The organism is Streptomyces sp. NBC_01224, from assembly GCF_036002945.1.
Taxonomy (GTDB): Bacteria; Actinomycetota; Actinomycetes; order Streptomycetales; family Streptomycetaceae; genus Streptomyces.
This window is the reverse complement of the sequence record NZ_CP108529.1, coordinates 6,836,378-6,852,795: the sequence shown is the minus strand read 5'-3', so window position 1 is coordinate 6,852,795 and position 16,418 is coordinate 6,836,378. Positions and strand designations below refer to the sequence as shown.

Below are 16,418 nucleotides of genomic sequence, written 5' to 3'. Positions count from 1 at the left end.
CCTGCCGTACCCGCCCCCGGCTCCCCTGCTGTCTACCGACCTTCACGCGTGACTCCTCTGCCTCAGCATCCCGGAAGCGTCCTGGACATCCCGAACCGGACATCCCAAATGCCCCCACGCTACCCGCGAGTTGAGCTGCGGAACCCTCTCGGCCCGGCGGTCACTCGCCGCGAAGTTCGGCGGCGAGCGGCCCGTCGCCCGACACCTCGATACGTCCGTCCTTGACGGCCTCGGCGAACGTCAGCTCACCCTGCCCGAGCGCCAGGCAGACCTCGACGTCGAGCGCGATACGGGCATCGGCCTGGGCCGCAGGACCGTCCCCGTACACAGCCGCACCGGCCATCGCAGCACCGGCGCGCAGATGGAACTCACCCTCTTTCAGATGGACTTCGACGACTCCGGCATGTGTCAGCCCGTCCAGCGAGCGCAACAGCGGAAGTGCGAACCAGTGCGCCCGTACCGCATCGGTGGGCCGCCGCTCGGTGAGCGCGGGCGCACCCCACTCGGCGAGCGCGGCAAGTACGGGCAGCAGCCCGTGGCCTCGCTCCGTCAGTTCGTACACCGAGGCCGCGGCGGGTGGCGGAAGACGGCGGCGGGTGACCAGGCCGCCCTGTTCCATGTCCTTGAGCCGGGAGGCGAGGACATCCGTACTGACGCCCGGCAGGTCGGCGTGGAGGTCGGTGTAGCGGCGGGGGCCCGCAAGCAGTTCACGGACGATCAGCAGGGTCCACCGGTCTCCCACGGAATCGAGGGAGCGTGCGGTGGCGCAGAACTGGTCGTAACTCCGGCGGCGAGCCGAGCGTGTTGCGGACTGTTGCTGACGTGGCATGCGACGCAGTCTAGACATGTTGTTGGACTTTCCAAGCCCAAGCTTGGTAAAACCAAGTATCGCAATCAGGTCGGGGAGGCCACCGCATGGAATTCCGGCAGTCCAGCAAGCTCGACGAGGTCTGTTACGAGATCCGGGGCCCGGTCATCGAGCACGCCAACGCACTGGAGGAGGCGGGTCACAGCGTGCTCCGCCTCAACACCGGCAATCCCGCGCTCTTCGGTTTCGAGGCGCCGGAGGAGATCGTCCAGGACATGATCCGGATGCTTCCGCAGGCCCACGGCTACAGCGATTCGCGCGGCATCCTGTCCGCCCGCCGGGCGGTGGCGCAGCGCTACCAGGCCATGGGTCTGACGGATGTCGGGGTCGACGACATCTTCCTCGGCAACGGCGTCTCCGAGCTGATCTCCATGGCCGTCCAGGCACTGCTGGAGGACGGTGACGAGGTGCTGATCCCGTCCCCCGACTATCCGCTGTGGACCGCGGTGGTGACCCTCGCGGGCGGCAAGGCCGTGCACTACACCTGCGACGAGGCCTCGGACTGGAACCCGGACCTCGCGGACATGGCGTCGAAGATCACCGACCGGACCAAGGCCGTCGTGATCATCAACCCGAACAACCCGACCGGCGCCGTCTATCCGCGCGAGGTCCTCGAAGGCATCCTCGATCTGGCGCGCAGGCACGGCCTGATGGTCCTCGCCGACGAGATCTACGACCAGATCCTCTACGACGACGCCGAGCACCACAGCGTGGCGGTCCTCGCCCCCGATCTGGTCTGCCTCACCTTCAGCGGTCTGTCGAAGACGTACCGGGTGGCGGGGTTCCGCTCCGGCTGGATGGTGGTATCCGGCCCGCAGCAGCACGCCCGCAACTATCTGGATGGGCTGACCACTCTTGCCTCGATGCGCCTGTGCCCCAACGCACCCGCGCAGTACGCCATCCAGGCGGCGCTCGGTGGCCGGCAGTCCATCCGGGAACTGGTCGCGCCCGGCGGCAGACTGTACGAGCAGCGCAACCGGGCCTGGGAGAAGCTGAACGAGATTCCCGGCGTGTCGTGCGTGAAGCCGAAGGGCGCGCTGTACGCGTTCCCCCGCATCGATCCGAAGGTGCATCCGATCGTCGACGACGAGAAGTTCGTTCTGGATCTGCTGCTGCGGGAGAAGATCCAGGTCGTGCAGGGCACCGGCTTCAACTGGCCGCGGCCCGACCACTTCCGGATCCTGACACTCCCGTACGCTGACGATCTCGACGCGGCGATCAGCCGCATCGGCCGCTTCCTGACCGGATACCGCCAGTGATCGGATGCCCCTGGTGACCTGCCCTGCCTGCCGCGTTCCCGTCCTCACCCAGTTCGCCTCGTTCGAGCTTGTCGGCCCGATCGTGGAGAGCGGACTCGATCCGGCCACCGACCCGGCCTGGGCGGAGTCGGGCGCGGCATCACCGGCCGAGTATGCGCGCTGGGCAGGTCATCTGTGCGGTATGACCTGCCTGCGCATGGCGCTCGGCACCGGGGCCCCGTCCCTGTTCGCGCTGCGCGACGGGGCGCTCAAGTACGGCGCGTACACGGAGGATGCGGAGGGCGTGATCCGGGGCCTGATCTACGCCCCGTTCGCAGAGTACGTACGCGAGGTGCACGGCGTGGACGCCACGGTCCACCGCCATCTCTCGCCGCAGGAGATCCTCGGTCTGCTGGACGACGGCCGGACGGTCATGGCCTCGGTGCACTACGGCATCCGCCATCCGCGACGGCCCGCTCCGGGGCGGGGCGGGCATCTGGTGCTGCTGACGTCTCGTACGGCCGACGGCACCGGCGTCCACTTCCACAACCCGTCCGGCACGACGGCCGGCACGCGTGCCGCGGAGCTACCGCTCCCCGACTTCGAGCGCTTCTTCGCGGGACGCGGGGTGTCACTGCCCGCGGGCATGTGACAGGACGTCCCCGGAAGCGGGAGCGGGCCCGGGGGCGTAGCCGGCCCCCGAGCCCTGAAGATGCCACCCATTCGGCACGCCGACACTTTTAAGGACCCGTGTCAGGTTTATGTCGTCGCGTCCTGCCTTTAGACGACCGCAGATCGAAGCTCTGCGGGCCGGAGTCGAACCGGCATCTCGACGCCCATGGGCATGGGCCCGATTGATTCGGCGATCGGTGGCGAATGCTGAGTCTGGAGCAAGAGTCTGAGATTGATCGCGGTCTGCCTCTGCCATTTGGGCTACCCCGGCCCGTCCGTGTGCGCAGAACGCACAGAATGCCGGGAGGAGGACTCGAACCTCCACTGGAACCGCGTCGTCACGACAAGCTTCAGTTTCAGCTTGCGCTCCTCGCGCACCCCGGCCGAAGTGCTCCGGCCGGGGAATCCATGGTCGGTTACCCGAAGAGGTAACCGAATACCGCATCACCCACCCGCTGGTCGGTGACGTCCACGCCGTTGGCCTCCTCGCGGGCGAACTTCACGGCCTGCTGGAGCTTCTCGACCCGGTCCAGCAGTTCGTTGACCCGCCGTGCGGGGAGAGCTCCGGAGAACTTCACCGTCGTCCAGTACCCGATCGGAATGTCCTCGTAGTACACCTCGACCTGCGCCGGGTGCTTATCAGTGGCCTCCGCCTTCACATGGTTGCGGGGCACCTTCTTCGTACGAAGAGTCCTCACCGGCTCGGTCTTCCAGGAGTCCGTCGACGGGTCCTGTGTCCATGCCTCGGAGGCGTCGAGCACCGGAAGCTTGCGAACAAAGGTGTTGATGTCCGTCAGCTGCTTCTCCAGGAAGAGCAGATACGACACCGGCACCTCGCTCACGAGTACCCGTCCGTCGACCTTCACATCCGCGCGGGCCGAACAGTTCGCCCAGTCCTTCGTGGCGGTCACATCGAAGAGCCGGGTCAGGGTCGTCGCGGTCTCCCGCAGCACGTCCTCGGCCTTGATCTGCACCAGGGTCGACTCGGGCGGCAGCTGCTCGCCCTCCTCGTCCTTCGGCTGATACGTCCGCGAGATCCCGGCCAGCAGACCGGTCTTCTGAAGGCCGTGGTGCGCCGCCGTCAGGTCCTGGTGAGCCTTGGACTTGACGCCCTTCTCCACTGCGATGATCTGATTGAGTTTCGCCACGTCGGGGAAGCTAGCAGCGCCGAGCAGCGCGGAGCCAGAGGTTTTCGCGGTGCCGGCCGTCCCAACCGGTCACCGGGGTCCGGGCGCGTGGGTCGCACGCTCAGCCGGCAGTGCCGCGGCGAGGTCGACCTCGATCAACTGTCCGGGGAAGCCGAGCCGCGTGCTCGCGGTGGTGAACGCGGGCCCGATGACCGAGCCGGTGAGCCGGCGCCAGGCGGCTCCCAGTTCCGTGACGTCGTCGCTGACCACGTAGACGACCGACCGGACGACCCGGGAGGGCTCGGCGCCCACGGCCGCCAGGGCGAGTAGGGCATTGGCCGCCATCTGATCGATCTGGGCATCGAAGTCGCCCGGACCCACCAGCACGCCGCGGCGGTCGAGCGGACACTGCCCGGCCAGGAACGCGGTCCGGCCCGCCTCCACCACAGTGATGTGGTGATAGCCGGGCGGGGGGTGCAGCTGGTCCGGATTGATCCGGCTGATCGCCTCAGTCGTGCGGATGAGCCTGACAGCCCGGGCCACGGGGCGCAGCGGGGTTTCGCGGACCCGCGGGCCGACCCGTACGGGTGGTTTCCGGCGGATGCCCATGTCCTGCCGCCGTCCGGCGGGGGCCGCTTGCCACAGTGAGCCGCGCGCATCCGCGCCGCAGGCCCACGCAGACTCCGCCCTCACAGGCTCCGAACGAAGGTCCTCGCCGTGCCTCGCTTCCCCCATCTCACCAGCACGAAGGGTCTTACCGGCCCGAAGCAGCACACCGCACTCACCGCGACCGCCGCCGCCCTGGCCGTACTGGCCGTGGGCACGCCCGTCGCGTACGCCACACTCGGCGACGATGCCCCCTCCGCCTCACAGTCGGCGACATCGGCCGGCGCCGCGCGCGGGAAGGCCTACATCGAGACCCGGTTGTTCTTCGGCACCGAACGTCCCGACGGCAGGCCGGATGTGACCGATCACCAGTTCTTGGCGTTCATCGACGAGGAGGTCACGCCCCGCTTCCCGAACGGGCTGACCATCCAGGACGGCCGGGGGCAGTGGCGGGATTCCCACGGGGTGATCGAGCGGGAGCGCAGTTACGAACTGACCCTGCTCTACCCGGCGTCCGAGGCACGCGTACGCGACGTCCAGATCGAGCGGATCCGGAACGCCTACGAGAAGGCGTACGCCCAGGACTCGGTGGCCCGGATCGAGGAGCGCACGACCGCCGACTTCTGACACCGCCCGTCACCCTGGCGCGCCGCTCCCCCGATCACGTTGCCGTGCGGGCCCCGCGCCCTTGCGGCCGATTGAGCCGGCGCGCCAGCCCGTGCACTCCCGCGATGGCCACCGGGAGGAGCGCCAGCGTCGCTGCCGCTGTGCCGGCGCCGCCGCTCCCGATACCGGCCGCCTTCAGCCGCCGCACGGCCCAGAGCGAGTACGGGATGACAACGGCCGGCGCCGTGGCGACCCCCGGCGTGTAGCCGCGGTACGCCAGCGACTGCGCCATGTGGACGGCGCCGTGCAGCCCGAATCCAACCAGTACGGTCCGGAAGAACGGGCTGCGGCCACCCGTGCGCGCCCCGTCCGCCGACGCTGCCGCCACGACCCCGCCCATAAGGCCGATGGCGACATTGACATCCCGCTGCGAGAGTTCCATCCGCGCCCATACCTGCTCGGGCACCTTCGGGAATCGCTCCTGGAGCCGCGGTCGGGCGGACCGCGCCCAGCCGGCCATGGTGGCCAGCTCCTCCAGATCGTTGGCCACCCAGGCGGCGAGCAGCCCCCAGGTCACCGCCTTGGAAACCGTTGCCTCCGCCACTCCTGGCCCCCATACGTAGCAGTACGATGACCACACGATACAGAACAACGCAACGTTGCGTTGCTTTTCCCTGGAGTGTTCATGCCCGATCCGACCGTGAATCGCCGCCCGGGCAAGGGCCCTCGTGCCGCCGAAGCGATCTTCGACACCACGCTGCGCCATCTCGCGGAACGCGGCTACACCCGTCTCACCATCGAGGCCGTCGCCCAGGACTCCGGGGTCAACAAGACGACGATCTACCGCTGGTGGCCCTCGAAACCGGCGCTGTTGCGGGCGGCCATGCTCCATGCCCAGGTCCTCGACATCGACATCCCCGATACGGGCAGCCTCCGCGGTGATCTGATCGCACTCGCCGAACAGATCACCGGCCTGCTCACCGACGGGCGTACGGAACCGGTCGCACGCGCCATGACCTCTGGTACCGGCCTGCCGGACGACGAACTCGCCGCCCTCACCCGCGACTTCTTCGCCGATCGATTCTCCCGCGAGCAGCCGGTCTTCGCCCGCGCCACCGCCCGTGGTGAACTTCCCGAGAACGCCGACCCGATGCTGCTGCTGGACCTGATCGCGGGGGCGGTCTGGATGCGGGTGCTGCTCCGCCGCGAACCGGTGCCGCCGGACTTCGCCCGCGATGTCGTCGATGCCGTGTTGCCTCGCTGAGGGCGGCCCCGGGGCGGTCGGGTACTGTGCCGCGGCCGGGTACCGAGACCAGCCACATGCGCGGAACAGGGAGCGATCCGCATGGGTGCGCCGATACGCCACTACACAGCCATGACGCCGGATGGCGAGGTGTTCACGGTCAATGTGGAGCGGGATTTCCGGTACGACCCGTACCGTGACTTCCTGGTCTGTGCGCACTGCGGCTGGTCGCCGTCGCTCCTGACCATGGAGAAGATCATCGACATGGCCGGGGAACACCTGGCGTCGGCGCACGGCGCCGACCGGGGACTGTCCCAGCGGGAGAACGAGTCGCTCCGGAAAGCGCGGCTGATCGTGCTGCCGATCGTTGTCGTGCTGCTGATCGGTCTCTTCGTCTATCTGCGGAGTTGAGAGGCTGAGGGCCGGTCCGGGGCCGGCCGGGGGGTCAGCCGCCGCTGAGTTCCATGAGTGTGCCCACCGGGTCGGAGTCCGGGGTGGCGCGGGGCCACCAGTCGTCCTCGCCCGGCTCGGATTCGTAGCCGTACCAACGGCCGTCGTGGCCGAAGCGGAGCTGAAGTGTGCCGCTGGGGTGCGTGAGGTGGTTGCGCCAGGGGTGGAAGCGGGGGAAGTCGGCGGCTGCGAGCGCGGGGCGGGCGCGGTCGAAGGGGCCGGCCGGAGGATCCCAGGGTGTTTCGAGGACGGCCAGTCCTTCGGCGCCGCCCTGGCGCCAGGCCGCGACGGCTCGGGCCAGGTCGGTGGGGGTGCGGCCGGTGGCGTACGCCAGCTCGCGGTAGAGGGCGCGGGTGGTTGCCGTGAGTCCGGCGGTGGGACGGGACGCGGCCAGCCGTACCGCGTCCTGCCAGGAGGTGAGGCCGGCGAGCGGGTCCAGGCCGGTGGTGAGGAGCGTGTGTGCACGGGCCACCGCATCCGTGGCGAGATGGTCGAGGGCGAGCGGGTCGCGGGCGCCGGGCAGGCTCGGGTACGAGGGCGGCTGCCCGGGATGCGGCAGGACCGGGAGCGGGGCAGGGAGGGGCGGGAGGTAGCGGTCGGCGAGGGCTTCGCGGGCCGGTACGGACGGGGTGTCAGGGGCCGTGGGGCGTTCCCGGGCGGAGTGTGCGGCGTTGCGACGGCCCAGCTCTTCGAGGAGTTCGCGCTCGCCCCTGCCGCGCAGCAGCAGAAGGACGAACGGGTCGGCATCCAGGAGACGGGCCATCTGATAGCAGAGGGCGGCCACATGTTTGCAGGGCCAGCCGTGGTCGGGACAGGAGCAGCCGGGGTCGAGATCGCCCGCGGCGGGCAGCAGTCCGACACCGGCCTCGGCCGCCGTGTCGACCAGCGAGTGCGGCATCTCCTTGGCGAGCAGCGCGGCAAGGTGACCGGGGCGGGCGGCGACCGCGTCCAGGAACACGTCCCAGTCGGCGTCGGTGAGCGACCGCAGACGCAGCTCGGCGCGGTAGGGGCGGGGGCGGCTGCCGTGAACGTAGGCGACGACCCGTCCGGGGGTGACGGTGATGGCTGCGACCTTGCCGCTGTCGGCGTACGTACGGCCGCGGGAGAGCCGTCCCTCGTCCATCGACAGGGACTCCAGGGCGGCCACCCAGGCGCGGCCCCACCAACTGTCCGCGAAGGGTTCGTCGCCGTCGGACGGGCGGGGCGGCACGGCCTCGAAGGTACGCCGCAGATCGTCGGGGCCGGGGCGCGAGCGTGCGACGGGACGGGGCTCGGGGCGGGCGTACGAGTGGGGCCGGGGACGGGGGCTCATGACAGCCTCCGGAGCGAGACAAGATCGGCCAGGTCACGATCGCTGAGCTCGGTCAGCGCTGTCTCACCGGCGCCGAGGACCGCGTCGGCCAGGACCCGCTTGGCCCGCAGCAGCTCGTCGATCCGGTCCTCGACCGTGCCTTCCGCGATCAGCCGGTGGACCTGCACGGGTTGCGTCTGGCCGATGCGGTACGCCCGGTCCGTGGCCTGTTCCTCGACGGCCGGGTTCCACCAGCGGTCGTAGTGGATGACGTGGGCGGCCCTGGTGAGATTCAGTCCGGTGCCCGCTGCCTTGAGGGAGAGCAGGAAGACCGGGACCTCGCCGGACTGGAAGCGGTCCACCATCCGTTCCCGCTCGGCCACCGGCGTACCGCCGTGCAGGAGTTGAGAGGGGATGGCGCGCGAGGCGAGGTGGGCGGAGAGGAGCCGGGCCATCGTCACGTACTGGGTGAAGATGAGGACGGAGCCGTCCTCGGCGAGGATCGTGTCGAGGAGCTCGTCGAGCAGGGCGAGCTTTCCCGAACGGCCGACGAGGCGGGTCGGTTCTTCCTTCAGATACTGCGCGGGGTGGTTGCAGATCTGCTTGAGCGAGGCCAGCAGCTTCATGATCAGACCGCGGCGGGCGATGCCTTCCGAGGCTTCGATGAACGCCATCGTCTCGCGGACCGTCGCCTCGTAGAGCGTGGCCTGCTCGCGGGTGAGGAAGACGGGGTGGTCGGTCTCCGTCTTGGGCGGCAGCTCGGGGGCGATGCCCGGGTCCGACTTCTTCCGGCGCAGGAGAAAGGGCCGGACCAGCCGGGAAAGCCGCTCGACCGCTTCGTCGTTGGCGAGCCCGGCAGCCGTCCCGGTGTTCTCGACGATACGGGCGTGCCGGGCCCGGAACGCCTTGAGGGGGCCCAGCAGTCCGGGGGTGGTCCAGTCGAGCAGGGCCCACAGCTCGGAGAGGTTGTTCTCCACGGGGGTGCCGGTGAGGGCGACTCTGGCCGGGGCCGGGATGGTGCGCAGCGCCTTCGCCGTGGAGGAGTGCGGGTTCTTCACGTGCTGGGCCTCGTCGGCGACGATCAGTCCCCAGCTGTGGCCGGCGAGTTGCGCCGCGCTCGAACGCATCGTGCCGTAGGTGGTCAGGACGAAGCCGCCGTCGGGTTCGGCCAGTGTGCGGTCGGTGCCGTGGAAGCGGCGGACGGGCATGCCGGGGGCGAAGCGGTTGATCTCCCGGTGCCAGTTGCCCAGGAGGGAGGCGGGGCAGATCACCAGGGTGGGCGCGGGGTGGGCGCGGTGCAGGTGGAGGGCGATGAGGGTGATCGTCTTGCCCAGGCCCATGTCGTCGGCGAGGCAGCCGCCGAGGCCGAGTGAGGTCATCCGGTCCAGCCAGGCGAGGCCGCGCAGTTGGTAGTCGCGGAGCGTGGCGTCCAGGCCGGGCGGCGGGGCGATAGCGGTGTCGTCGGCGGTGATGCGGGTACGGAGTGCGGCCAGCGCTCCGACGGGCACCGCTTCGACCTGTTCGCCGTCGACCTCGGCGCTACCGGTCAGAGCGACGGCAAGGGCGTCGACCGGATCGAGCAGGCCGAGCTCCCGCTTGCGCGCCTTGCGTACGAGCACCGGGTCGACGACAACCCACTGGTCCCGCAGGCGCACCACCGGCCGGTGCGCTTCCGCGAGAACGTCCATCTCCGCCTCGGTGAGCTGCTCGTCGCCCAGCGACAACTGCCAGTTGAAGGCGAAGAGCTGCTCGGCGTCGAAGAACGAGGTGCCGTCGGTGGCCGAGCCGGGGGCGGGTCGGACGACGGCGGCGGCGGTGAGGGAACGGACGAGCTCCCTGGGCCAGTGGACGCTCACCCCGGCCGCCGCCAGCCGGGCTCCGGCGTCGCTCAGCAGCTCGTACAGCTCGTCCTCTTCGAGTGCGAGCACGTCGGGCACGGGCTGGTCCAGCAACCGCTCCAGCGGTGCCCAGACGCGGGCGGCGCGGCGCAGTGCGAGCACGGCGTCGATCCTGGCCCGCGGGCCGAACGGCTCCCCCACCCCGCCGTGCCACAGTGCGGCGACGTCGACCACATAGGTCGGGTCGGCCAGGCTGTGCACCTGGGTGATGGCCGCGGCGGCGTGCCGCGCGGCGCCGGGGCGGCCATCCGCGGCCGTACCGGAGGTCCCGTTGTCGTCGGAGGCGTCGCTGTCGTCGGGGCTGTCGTACGTATCAGCGATGTCGAAGAGTTCGTATGCCGACAGATCGAGACGCAGCGACACCCGTACACCCGCATCGAGACCGGCCGCGACCTCGACGGCCCAGTCACGGGCTCCTGGCAGATGCTGGGCCTCACGGGCTGCAAAGGCCGCGCCCATCGCGTACGCCGCAGCGGGTGTACGGGGCAATGCATCGGCAACCGCATCGAGGAACGCCCCGAGCAGCCACTCCGGGTCGGGGACTTGAAGTGGTGTGCGGTCCGGGAGCGGCACCGCGTGCCCCTCGACCGGCATGGCGGCTGCGATCGCCCGGAGATGGGCGATGTCCTCGGCGTCGCGAGGTCCGGCCCGCCAGGCGTCGTGGTCGTCGCCCGTCAGGCCGGGGAGCAGCCTGCCTCGCGCCACCAGGTTGAGCGCCTGGAGTGCGGCGGCACCCCAGCAGCGGGTGGCGGGGTGGGCGGACTGCTGGTGCCGGGCGCGGGCCAGCAGCGGCAGGGCATCGGTCACGGGCATCAGGACGGCGGGCACCGTACGCCGACGGACGCCGTCCTGTTGTCCATGCCGACGGACGACGGTGATCTCTGCGGCAATCGGACCGGGTGCCCGATCTTCGGAGTCCGCGGAGCCACCCGGCTCCGGGAGGGGGCCGCCATCAGGATCCCAGAAGGCGACGCGCCCGTCCCTCGGCAACGATGCGGGCAGGAAGACAGCGGCACAGCTCAGGAGGCGGGCAGCGGACGCGTCCAGCTGATGTTGTGCCGTGCTCATCGGTCCCCTCCCGTCCCGCCCTGATCCTCTTGATCGTCTTGATCCTTATGACTCCTGCGAGTCTAGGCGGGGGGTCTGACAACCGGTCGCGCACCTGCATTCCAGCAGGTCAGATGGATGCAGGTCTTGATACGGCCTTACCGGCAGGCCCACCCGACCGGCCCGGGGGCGGGGAACGGTGCGGTTCGGCTCAGTGCCTGGCGAGCGGCTTCGGACGAGGGGGCCGCGCGGGCGCCGTGGCCGCAGAAACAGCGGGAGCGGAAGCCGGAGGAGGCGCGGGCGCCACCGACGGCTGCGGCTGCGCCTGTGCGGGCTGCTGCGGCGGCCTCACGGCCTGCTGCGGCTGCATCATCTGCTGCTGCGCCGGCTGCTGCGCCCGCTCCAGGAAGCGGAGCAGCTCCACCGGGAACGGGAGCACCAGCGTGGAGTTCTTCTCCGCCGCGACCGCAACCACCGTCTGCAGCAGGCGCAGCTGGAGCGCGGCCGGCTGGGAGGACATCTCCTTCGCCGCCTCGGCAAGTTTCTTCGAGGCCTGAAGCTCGGCGTCCGCGTTGATGACGCGGGCTCGCCGCTCACGGTCGGCCTCGGCCTGACGGGCCATGGAGCGTTTCATCGTCTCCGGCAGCGAAACGTCCTTGATCTCCACCCGGTCGATCTGCACACCCCACCCGACCGCTGGGCTGTCGATCATCAGCTCAAGGCCCTGATTCAGCTTCTCGCGGTTGGACAGCAGATCATCCAGATCACTCTTGCCGATGATCGACCGCAGTGAGGTCTGTGCCATCTGCGACACCGCGAACCGGTAGTCCTCCACCTGGATCACGGCACTCGCCGCATCGACCACCTTGAAGTAGATGACCGCGTCCACCCGGACCGTGACGTTGTCCCGGGTGATTCCGTCCTGCGCGGGCACCGGCATCGTCACGATCTGCATATTGACCTTGCGCAGCCGCTCGATGCCGGGAAGCACCATGGTGAATCCGGGCCCACGCACATCGTTACGAAGCCTGCCGAGCCTCAGTACGACGCCCCGCTCGTACTGCTTGACGACCTTGGCCGCCGCCGCCATGTACAGCGCACCCGCCGAGGCCGCCCCGACTATTGCGATTACGAGCTCCTGGACCATGACGGCCCCCTGAACGCCGGAAACATCTGAAACACAGAAATCGATCGATCGCTATTACCACGATATGCCCAATATCAACCGATATGAACATAGATCGAGGCTCACCCCATACCACTGTCGCCCAGCCGGCCGCGCACCGGATGCCGGGCCACCGGGAAGCGGGCAAGGTGACCAGCGTCAGCACGCTCTCCGTGGCGCATGCGGTGCTGTGGCGTACGCCGTGCTGACGGATGAGCCGGACGAGACAGACGAGGACCCGCCCATGCCCGAGATCGATCACCGACGCCGCCGTCTCGGCATCGCAGCCGGGACCGTGCTCCTGACCCTCACCGTCGCAGGCTGCTCCGGCCTCGGCCGGACCGCGGTCGGACCGATCAGCTACACGACCGAGCGGGACGCCGTGATCATGGTGAACAGCCCTTCGGTGAAAGGCTGCCACCCGCTTGCTCCCGCTGGCGCCAAGGAAGTGAGCAATGGCACCCTGATCGACATCATTCTGTACCGCACGCCCAACTGCACCGGTCCGGGTACGACGTACCTCGCGACCACGCTCAGCGACGTCAACGGGGCCGGCGCCCTGCCGTGGCGCAGTTTCAGCACGGTCCACTGACGGGCCGCACACAGGGCGTAAAGCCGCTGAAGGGTGTCCGCCGGCGCTCGGTGCCGAAGTTGATGGGGCCGATCTCGGCGGCCTGGATCACCGGGCCACCGATGCCGGGTATCCCGCTGATCGTGTTGTGCACATCGCCCGCGCGCCCGCCATCGCCCGCGGGTGCCGCTCGGTGCAGGGCTGCCGACGTGGACGAGAACCGCTCCATGGCCGCTATGCACGCCTGCGGACGAGCGCGACCAGATCCGCCGTACGGCCCCGCCGCTCCCGGGCAATCAGGACGAGCAGCACGATGAGCAGCGCCGGCATGATCGCGTTCACCCGGTCGAGCAGCGTCAGTTGGACGATGGAGGCGCCGGCCATCAGTCCGCAGAAGGCCATGGCCGCCACTCCTGCCAGGACCGGGATCAACAGGGCAATGGCCCCCGCCATCTCCAGCCCTCCGATGGCGTACATCGCGGCGTGGTTCCAGCCCATCCGGTCGAAGGACTCGATCGCCGTCTCATGGGCGATCAGCTTGGCGAACGCACTGAACCCGAAGAACAGGGCAAGAACGACGCGTGCGGCGGTCAGTGCAACGGCCCCGCGGCTGCGACCGCCGGCTCGGGTGTCGCAAGAGGTGGCAAGGGCGGCAGCGGGGGTGGTCCGGACCGGCGTGTACTCGGACATCTGGGTCTCCTCGGGAAAGCTTCGCACGGTGTTGCCTACGAAGAGGTAGACCGCTCCGCGGTCCGGAACTCATCGCTTCCCGGACCGCGGATCTCCTTCGCTCCGAGGAGCTACTTCGGCAGGGCTCGCACCCAGATGCCGTCATCCGTGAGATACCGGTCGACGGTCAGACCCGCCGCCTCCAGGTAACCCTCGAACTGCTCCTTCGACAGCTCCCGCGACAAGAACATCTGGGTCCATCTCGCATCGTCGAAGAGGTACTCGGCATGCACCGAGTCCACCCCGTCCCCCACCGGCTCGGCCGAGACGATCCGTACGGTGCAGCCGCCCGGATCGACCCGTTCCCGCGGCAGGTTGGTGTGGTAGTCGGCGCCCTCGCGCTGGATGATTACGACCCCACCGTCCTTGACGTGGCTCCGGCAGGCACGCAGCATCCCGTCACGCACCCGGTGCTCGCTCGTGTGCACCAGGAACGACGCCAGCATCACCACGTCGAACGTCTCGTCACCGAGGTCCAGCGACTCGATGGGGCTCTGTACGGTGCGGGCGCCGCGGATGTGCTCCAGCATCTGTGCCGACTCGTCCACGGCGGTGACGTCGAAGCCCCGCTCGATCAGCGGATGGGTCACCCGGCCCGCCCCGCAGCCCAGTTCCAGAATGCTTGCCCCGGCGGGTACGGCCGCCGCGACCACCTCCGGTTCATCGCCGACGGACAGCCGTCTGTACAGTTCGACCGCACAGCCGTCCGGCGTGATCGCGCCGGGGCCCGTCCCTGAATATCCCTCACGCACCAGTCGTCCGCTCATGTACAGCCGAACGAACCGCCACTGATGGTCGTTCCTGCCACGCAGTCCTCCCGGCACACCGGGCGACAGGCAACCAGGACGGCGGTGACGCGCTGACAGGTCGTCGGCGCGCAATGTACGGGCCGGCCGTCAGTACACCGGGTAGCGGTCGGCCGGCCACACGACCGCGTGCTCGAACTCCACGCACAGATCGTCGGCCACCTCGGTGATCGCCGCTCGCCCTTCGGTCGCCACCAGCCAGGACGGCGGAAGGTGTACGTCCCCGTGGCGCGCGCCGAGCAGATTGCCGCAGACCGCACCGGTGGAGTCGCTGTCGCCCGAGTGGTTGACCGAGAGCAGCAGCGACTGGGCCACCTGATCGGCGCCCGGCAGCACGAGGGCGCAGTACACGGCGATGGCAAGGGCCTCCTCGGCGACCCATCCCGCGCCGAGCTTCTCCACCTTCTCGGCGCTCGGCTCGCCCTCGGCTGCCAGGTCGACGGCCGCGCGCAGCGCCGCCGTCGTCTCCTCGTGCCCCGGGTGGCGGCCCAGCAGTTCCATGGCCTGCAGCACCGCACCGGCCATCGAGTCGCCCTCCAGAAGATGGGCGACGATCGCGGCGAATGCCCCGGCCGCGTACGCACCGGTCGGGTGGCCGTGGGTGATCTGCGCGCACCAGTAGGCAAGCCGGAAGCCCACCTGGGCGTCCTCCCCCACCAGCCCGAAGGGGGCGGACCGCATCACCGTGCCGCACCCCTTGGACCCGGTGTTGACGGGACCGGGCTCACCGAGCCGCCCCGTCGGCTCGGGGACATGGCCGGTCGCGAGCCCCGTCAGACAGGCGTTCCCGGGGGCCCGGCGCGCGTACAGCCAGGGCTGCTGCCTGAGCCAGCCGGTCCGTACCGGGTTGTCGCCGCCGCGGGCCGGCGGAGCGGGGTGGTTCTGGGTGTCCAGCCAGCGCAGATAGGCGTTCCGCACGATCCCGATCTCGGCGCCGCCGATGCCCTTCGACCTCGCCCGGGAATGGGCCCTGATCAGCCCTTCTGCTGTGAACAGGGTCATCTGCGTATCGTCCGTGACACGTCCGACGGCCCCCTCCTCGTCCGCGAGAAGTCCTTGCACACCGTGTTCACCGTGCGCGCGGCGGATACCGGCGAGCGAAAGGAACTCCACCGGATTCCCCAGGGCGTCCCCGATCGCCCCGCCCAGCAGACAGCCCCGGGCCCTCGCCCTGCGACCGGTACGGTCCCCCCACGATGTGCCGTTCACGCACGATCCCCTCAATCCGATCCGACGTCGCCATGTCCCAAAGCACCGTCGCGGGTCCATCCTGGTAGGAGAGGCGATCGCCATGCGTACCGGTAATGAACCGATGACTGCACGCAGTCCTCTGCGACTGCGGCTCTGCCTGAGTCTATGGGGGCTGGCCTGGGCCGTCTTCGGCCTGGCTGCGTTCACGCTGACCGACCGCCCGGGCTGGGCCGCGGCCTGTGGTCTGCTGCTCCTGCTGGTCCTCGTGGACATCGCGGTGATCGTCCACCACATCCACCAGGGCCCGCACTATCAGCCGGGCCGCAATATCCCGCCGTACGAACCCGACCACGGCGGACGCGGCAGGTACGGGCACTGACCGGACGCGCCGGGGCCGGGACGAGCCGCGGCGCACGCCCGGACCCGGCGGTGGGCGTCAGCCCTCCGTACGGAGCGATCAGTCCTCGGTGCGGAGCGGTCAGCCCTCCGTACGGAAGCGGGCCGCCTTCAGATACTCCGGGTTCGGGTCGAGTGCGGCGGCCAGCCGGAAGTGGCGTGTGGCCCGGTCGGAGCGGCCGGAGCGCTCGAAGGTGCGGGCGAGCGCGAAGTGCGCGAAGGCGTTGTCCGGTTCGCGCTCCAGGACGAGTTCGAATTCGAGCTCGGCAGGGCGCAGTTGGGCGGCGGCAAAGAAGGCGCGGGCCCGCAGCAGCCGGGCGGCGGTGCTCTCCGGATGGGACGCGATCACCGAGTCCAGGAGCTTGACCGCGCCCCGGGGGTCGTGCGCCGCCAACAGGTGTTCGGCCGCGCGAAAGTCGATGACGTTGGTTTCCGGAGTCCTCTCGGGCACGATCGCATCCTTCCCTTCGCTACCGCGTTCTCAACGTCCGGCCACTGTCCGGTATTCCGTTAC

The 16,418-nt window shown here is 69.7% G+C and carries 19 protein-coding genes and 1 pseudogene; 7 read left to right on the top strand and 13 right to left on the bottom strand.

Annotation, left to right across the window (positions count from 1 at the left end; translation table 11 throughout):
• Positions 1-160: 160 nt before the first annotated feature.
• Positions 161-829 carry a winged helix-turn-helix transcriptional regulator gene (locus OG609_RS30835; RefSeq protein ID WP_327275826.1) on the bottom strand — a complete coding sequence of 223 codons (669 nt, stop codon included), beginning with the start codon at positions 827-829 and terminating at the stop codon, positions 161-163.
• A gap of 86 nt (positions 830-915) precedes the next feature.
• Between OG609_RS30835 and OG609_RS30830 the strand changes: the two genes are divergently transcribed.
• Together OG609_RS30830 and OG609_RS30825 are read left to right on the top strand one after the other, a co-directional pair.
• On the top strand, positions 916-2,127 hold the full coding sequence (locus OG609_RS30830; RefSeq protein ID WP_327275825.1) for a pyridoxal phosphate-dependent aminotransferase: 1,212 nt from the start codon (positions 916-918) through the stop codon (positions 2,125-2,127).
• A 13-nt stretch (positions 2,128-2,140) separates the two neighbouring features.
• Positions 2,141-2,758 carry a peptidase gene (locus OG609_RS30825; RefSeq protein ID WP_327278242.1) on the top strand — a complete coding sequence of 206 codons (618 nt, stop codon included), beginning with the start codon at positions 2,141-2,143 and terminating at the stop codon, positions 2,756-2,758.
• A 318-nt stretch (positions 2,759-3,076) separates the two neighbouring features.
• Here OG609_RS30825 and OG609_RS30820 read toward each other — a convergent pair.
• The 3 genes and pseudogenes from OG609_RS30820 to OG609_RS30810 form a co-directional block, all read right to left on the bottom strand.
• Positions 3,077-3,162 (bottom strand): annotated as a pseudogene (locus OG609_RS30820).
• 32 nt (positions 3,163-3,194) lie between these two features.
• Positions 3,195-3,926 (bottom strand): DUF7873 family protein, encoded by a 732-nt coding sequence (locus OG609_RS30815; protein ID WP_327275824.1) that lies wholly within the window; start codon positions 3,924-3,926, stop codon positions 3,195-3,197.
• A gap of 69 nt (positions 3,927-3,995) precedes the next feature.
• A complete protein-coding gene (locus tag OG609_RS30810) occupies positions 3,996-4,514 on the bottom strand; it encodes a Rid family hydrolase (protein ID WP_385650474.1) in 519 nt (172 codons plus the stop codon).
• A gap of 108 nt (positions 4,515-4,622) precedes the next feature.
• On the opposite strand from OG609_RS30810, the gene OG609_RS30805 reads away from it, so the two are divergent.
• Positions 4,623-5,138, top strand: a complete 516-nt coding sequence (locus OG609_RS30805; protein ID WP_382898669.1) for a DUF3574 domain-containing protein — start codon at positions 4,623-4,625, stop codon at positions 5,136-5,138.
• Positions 5,139-5,172: 34 nt separating this feature from the next.
• On the opposite strand, the gene OG609_RS30800 is transcribed toward OG609_RS30805, so the two are convergent.
• Positions 5,173-5,694, bottom strand: coding sequence for an HXXEE domain-containing protein (locus OG609_RS30800; RefSeq protein ID WP_385650512.1), 522 nt, complete (start codon positions 5,692-5,694; stop codon positions 5,173-5,175).
• A gap of 108 nt (positions 5,695-5,802) precedes the next feature.
• Between OG609_RS30800 and OG609_RS30795 the strand changes: the two genes are divergently transcribed.
• On the top strand, positions 5,803-6,381 hold the full coding sequence (locus OG609_RS30795; RefSeq protein ID WP_327275822.1) for a TetR/AcrR family transcriptional regulator: 579 nt from the start codon (positions 5,803-5,805) through the stop codon (positions 6,379-6,381).
• An 81-nt stretch (positions 6,382-6,462) separates the two neighbouring features.
• Positions 6,463-6,771 carry a hypothetical protein gene (locus OG609_RS30790; protein WP_327275821.1) on the top strand — a complete coding sequence of 103 codons (309 nt, stop codon included), beginning with the start codon at positions 6,463-6,465 and terminating at the stop codon, positions 6,769-6,771.
• A 34-nt stretch (positions 6,772-6,805) separates the two neighbouring features.
• On the opposite strand, the gene OG609_RS30785 is transcribed toward OG609_RS30790, so the two are convergent.
• The 3 genes from OG609_RS30785 to OG609_RS30775 all read right to left on the bottom strand — a co-directional run bounded on the left by OG609_RS30785 (position 6,806) and on the right by OG609_RS30775 (position 12,193).
• On the bottom strand, positions 6,806-8,122 hold the full coding sequence (locus OG609_RS30785) for an SWIM zinc finger family protein (RefSeq protein ID WP_327275820.1): 1,317 nt from the start codon (positions 8,120-8,122) through the stop codon (positions 6,806-6,808).
• Positions 8,119-11,067 (bottom strand): DEAD/DEAH box helicase, encoded by a 2,949-nt coding sequence (locus OG609_RS30780; protein ID WP_327275819.1) that lies wholly within the window; start codon positions 11,065-11,067, stop codon positions 8,119-8,121. The genes OG609_RS30785 and OG609_RS30780 overlap by 4 nt, the downstream gene beginning before the upstream one ends.
• 190 nt (positions 11,068-11,257) lie before the next feature.
• Positions 11,258-12,193 carry a slipin family protein gene (locus OG609_RS30775; RefSeq protein ID WP_327275818.1) on the bottom strand — a complete coding sequence of 312 codons (936 nt, stop codon included), beginning with the start codon at positions 12,191-12,193 and terminating at the stop codon, positions 11,258-11,260.
• Between the two features lie 262 nt (positions 12,194-12,455).
• Here OG609_RS30775 and OG609_RS30770 point away from each other — a divergent pair, with 262 nt between their 5' ends.
• Complete coding sequence (locus tag OG609_RS30770; protein ID WP_327275817.1) at positions 12,456-12,803, top strand: hypothetical protein; 348 nt, start codon at positions 12,456-12,458, stop codon at positions 12,801-12,803.
• Here OG609_RS30770 and OG609_RS30765 read toward each other — a convergent pair.
• The 4 genes from OG609_RS30765 to OG609_RS30750 all read right to left on the bottom strand — a co-directional run bounded on the left by OG609_RS30765 (position 12,787) and on the right by OG609_RS30750 (position 15,526).
• Positions 12,787-13,011: a hypothetical protein gene (locus OG609_RS30765; protein ID WP_327275816.1), complete on the bottom strand. Its 225-nt coding sequence runs from the start codon at positions 13,009-13,011 to the stop codon at positions 12,787-12,789. The two genes, OG609_RS30770 and OG609_RS30765, sit on opposite strands and share 17 nt — an antisense overlap.
• Before the next feature lie 5 nt (positions 13,012-13,016).
• Positions 13,017-13,472, bottom strand: a complete 456-nt coding sequence (locus OG609_RS30760; RefSeq protein ID WP_327275815.1) for a DoxX family protein — start codon at positions 13,470-13,472, stop codon at positions 13,017-13,019.
• 110 nt (positions 13,473-13,582) lie between these two features.
• Positions 13,583-14,278, bottom strand: a complete 696-nt coding sequence (locus tag OG609_RS30755; RefSeq protein ID WP_327275814.1) for a class I SAM-dependent methyltransferase — start codon at positions 14,276-14,278, stop codon at positions 13,583-13,585.
• A 129-nt stretch (positions 14,279-14,407) separates the two neighbouring features.
• On the bottom strand, positions 14,408-15,526 hold the full coding sequence (locus OG609_RS30750; RefSeq protein ID WP_327275813.1) for an ADP-ribosylglycohydrolase family protein: 1,119 nt from the start codon (positions 15,524-15,526) through the stop codon (positions 14,408-14,410).
• Positions 15,527-15,629: 103 nt separating this feature from the next.
• On the opposite strand from OG609_RS30750, the gene OG609_RS30745 reads away from it, so the two are divergent.
• A complete protein-coding gene (locus tag OG609_RS30745) occupies positions 15,630-15,887 on the top strand; it encodes a DUF6343 family protein (protein WP_382898645.1) in 258 nt (85 codons plus the stop codon).
• A 99-nt stretch (positions 15,888-15,986) separates the two neighbouring features.
• Here the strand turns inward: OG609_RS30745 and OG609_RS30740 are convergent, their stop codons facing one another.
• Positions 15,987-16,355, bottom strand: a complete 369-nt coding sequence (locus tag OG609_RS30740) for a tetratricopeptide repeat protein (protein ID WP_327275811.1) — start codon at positions 16,353-16,355, stop codon at positions 15,987-15,989.
• Positions 16,356-16,418: the final 63 nt, after the last annotated feature.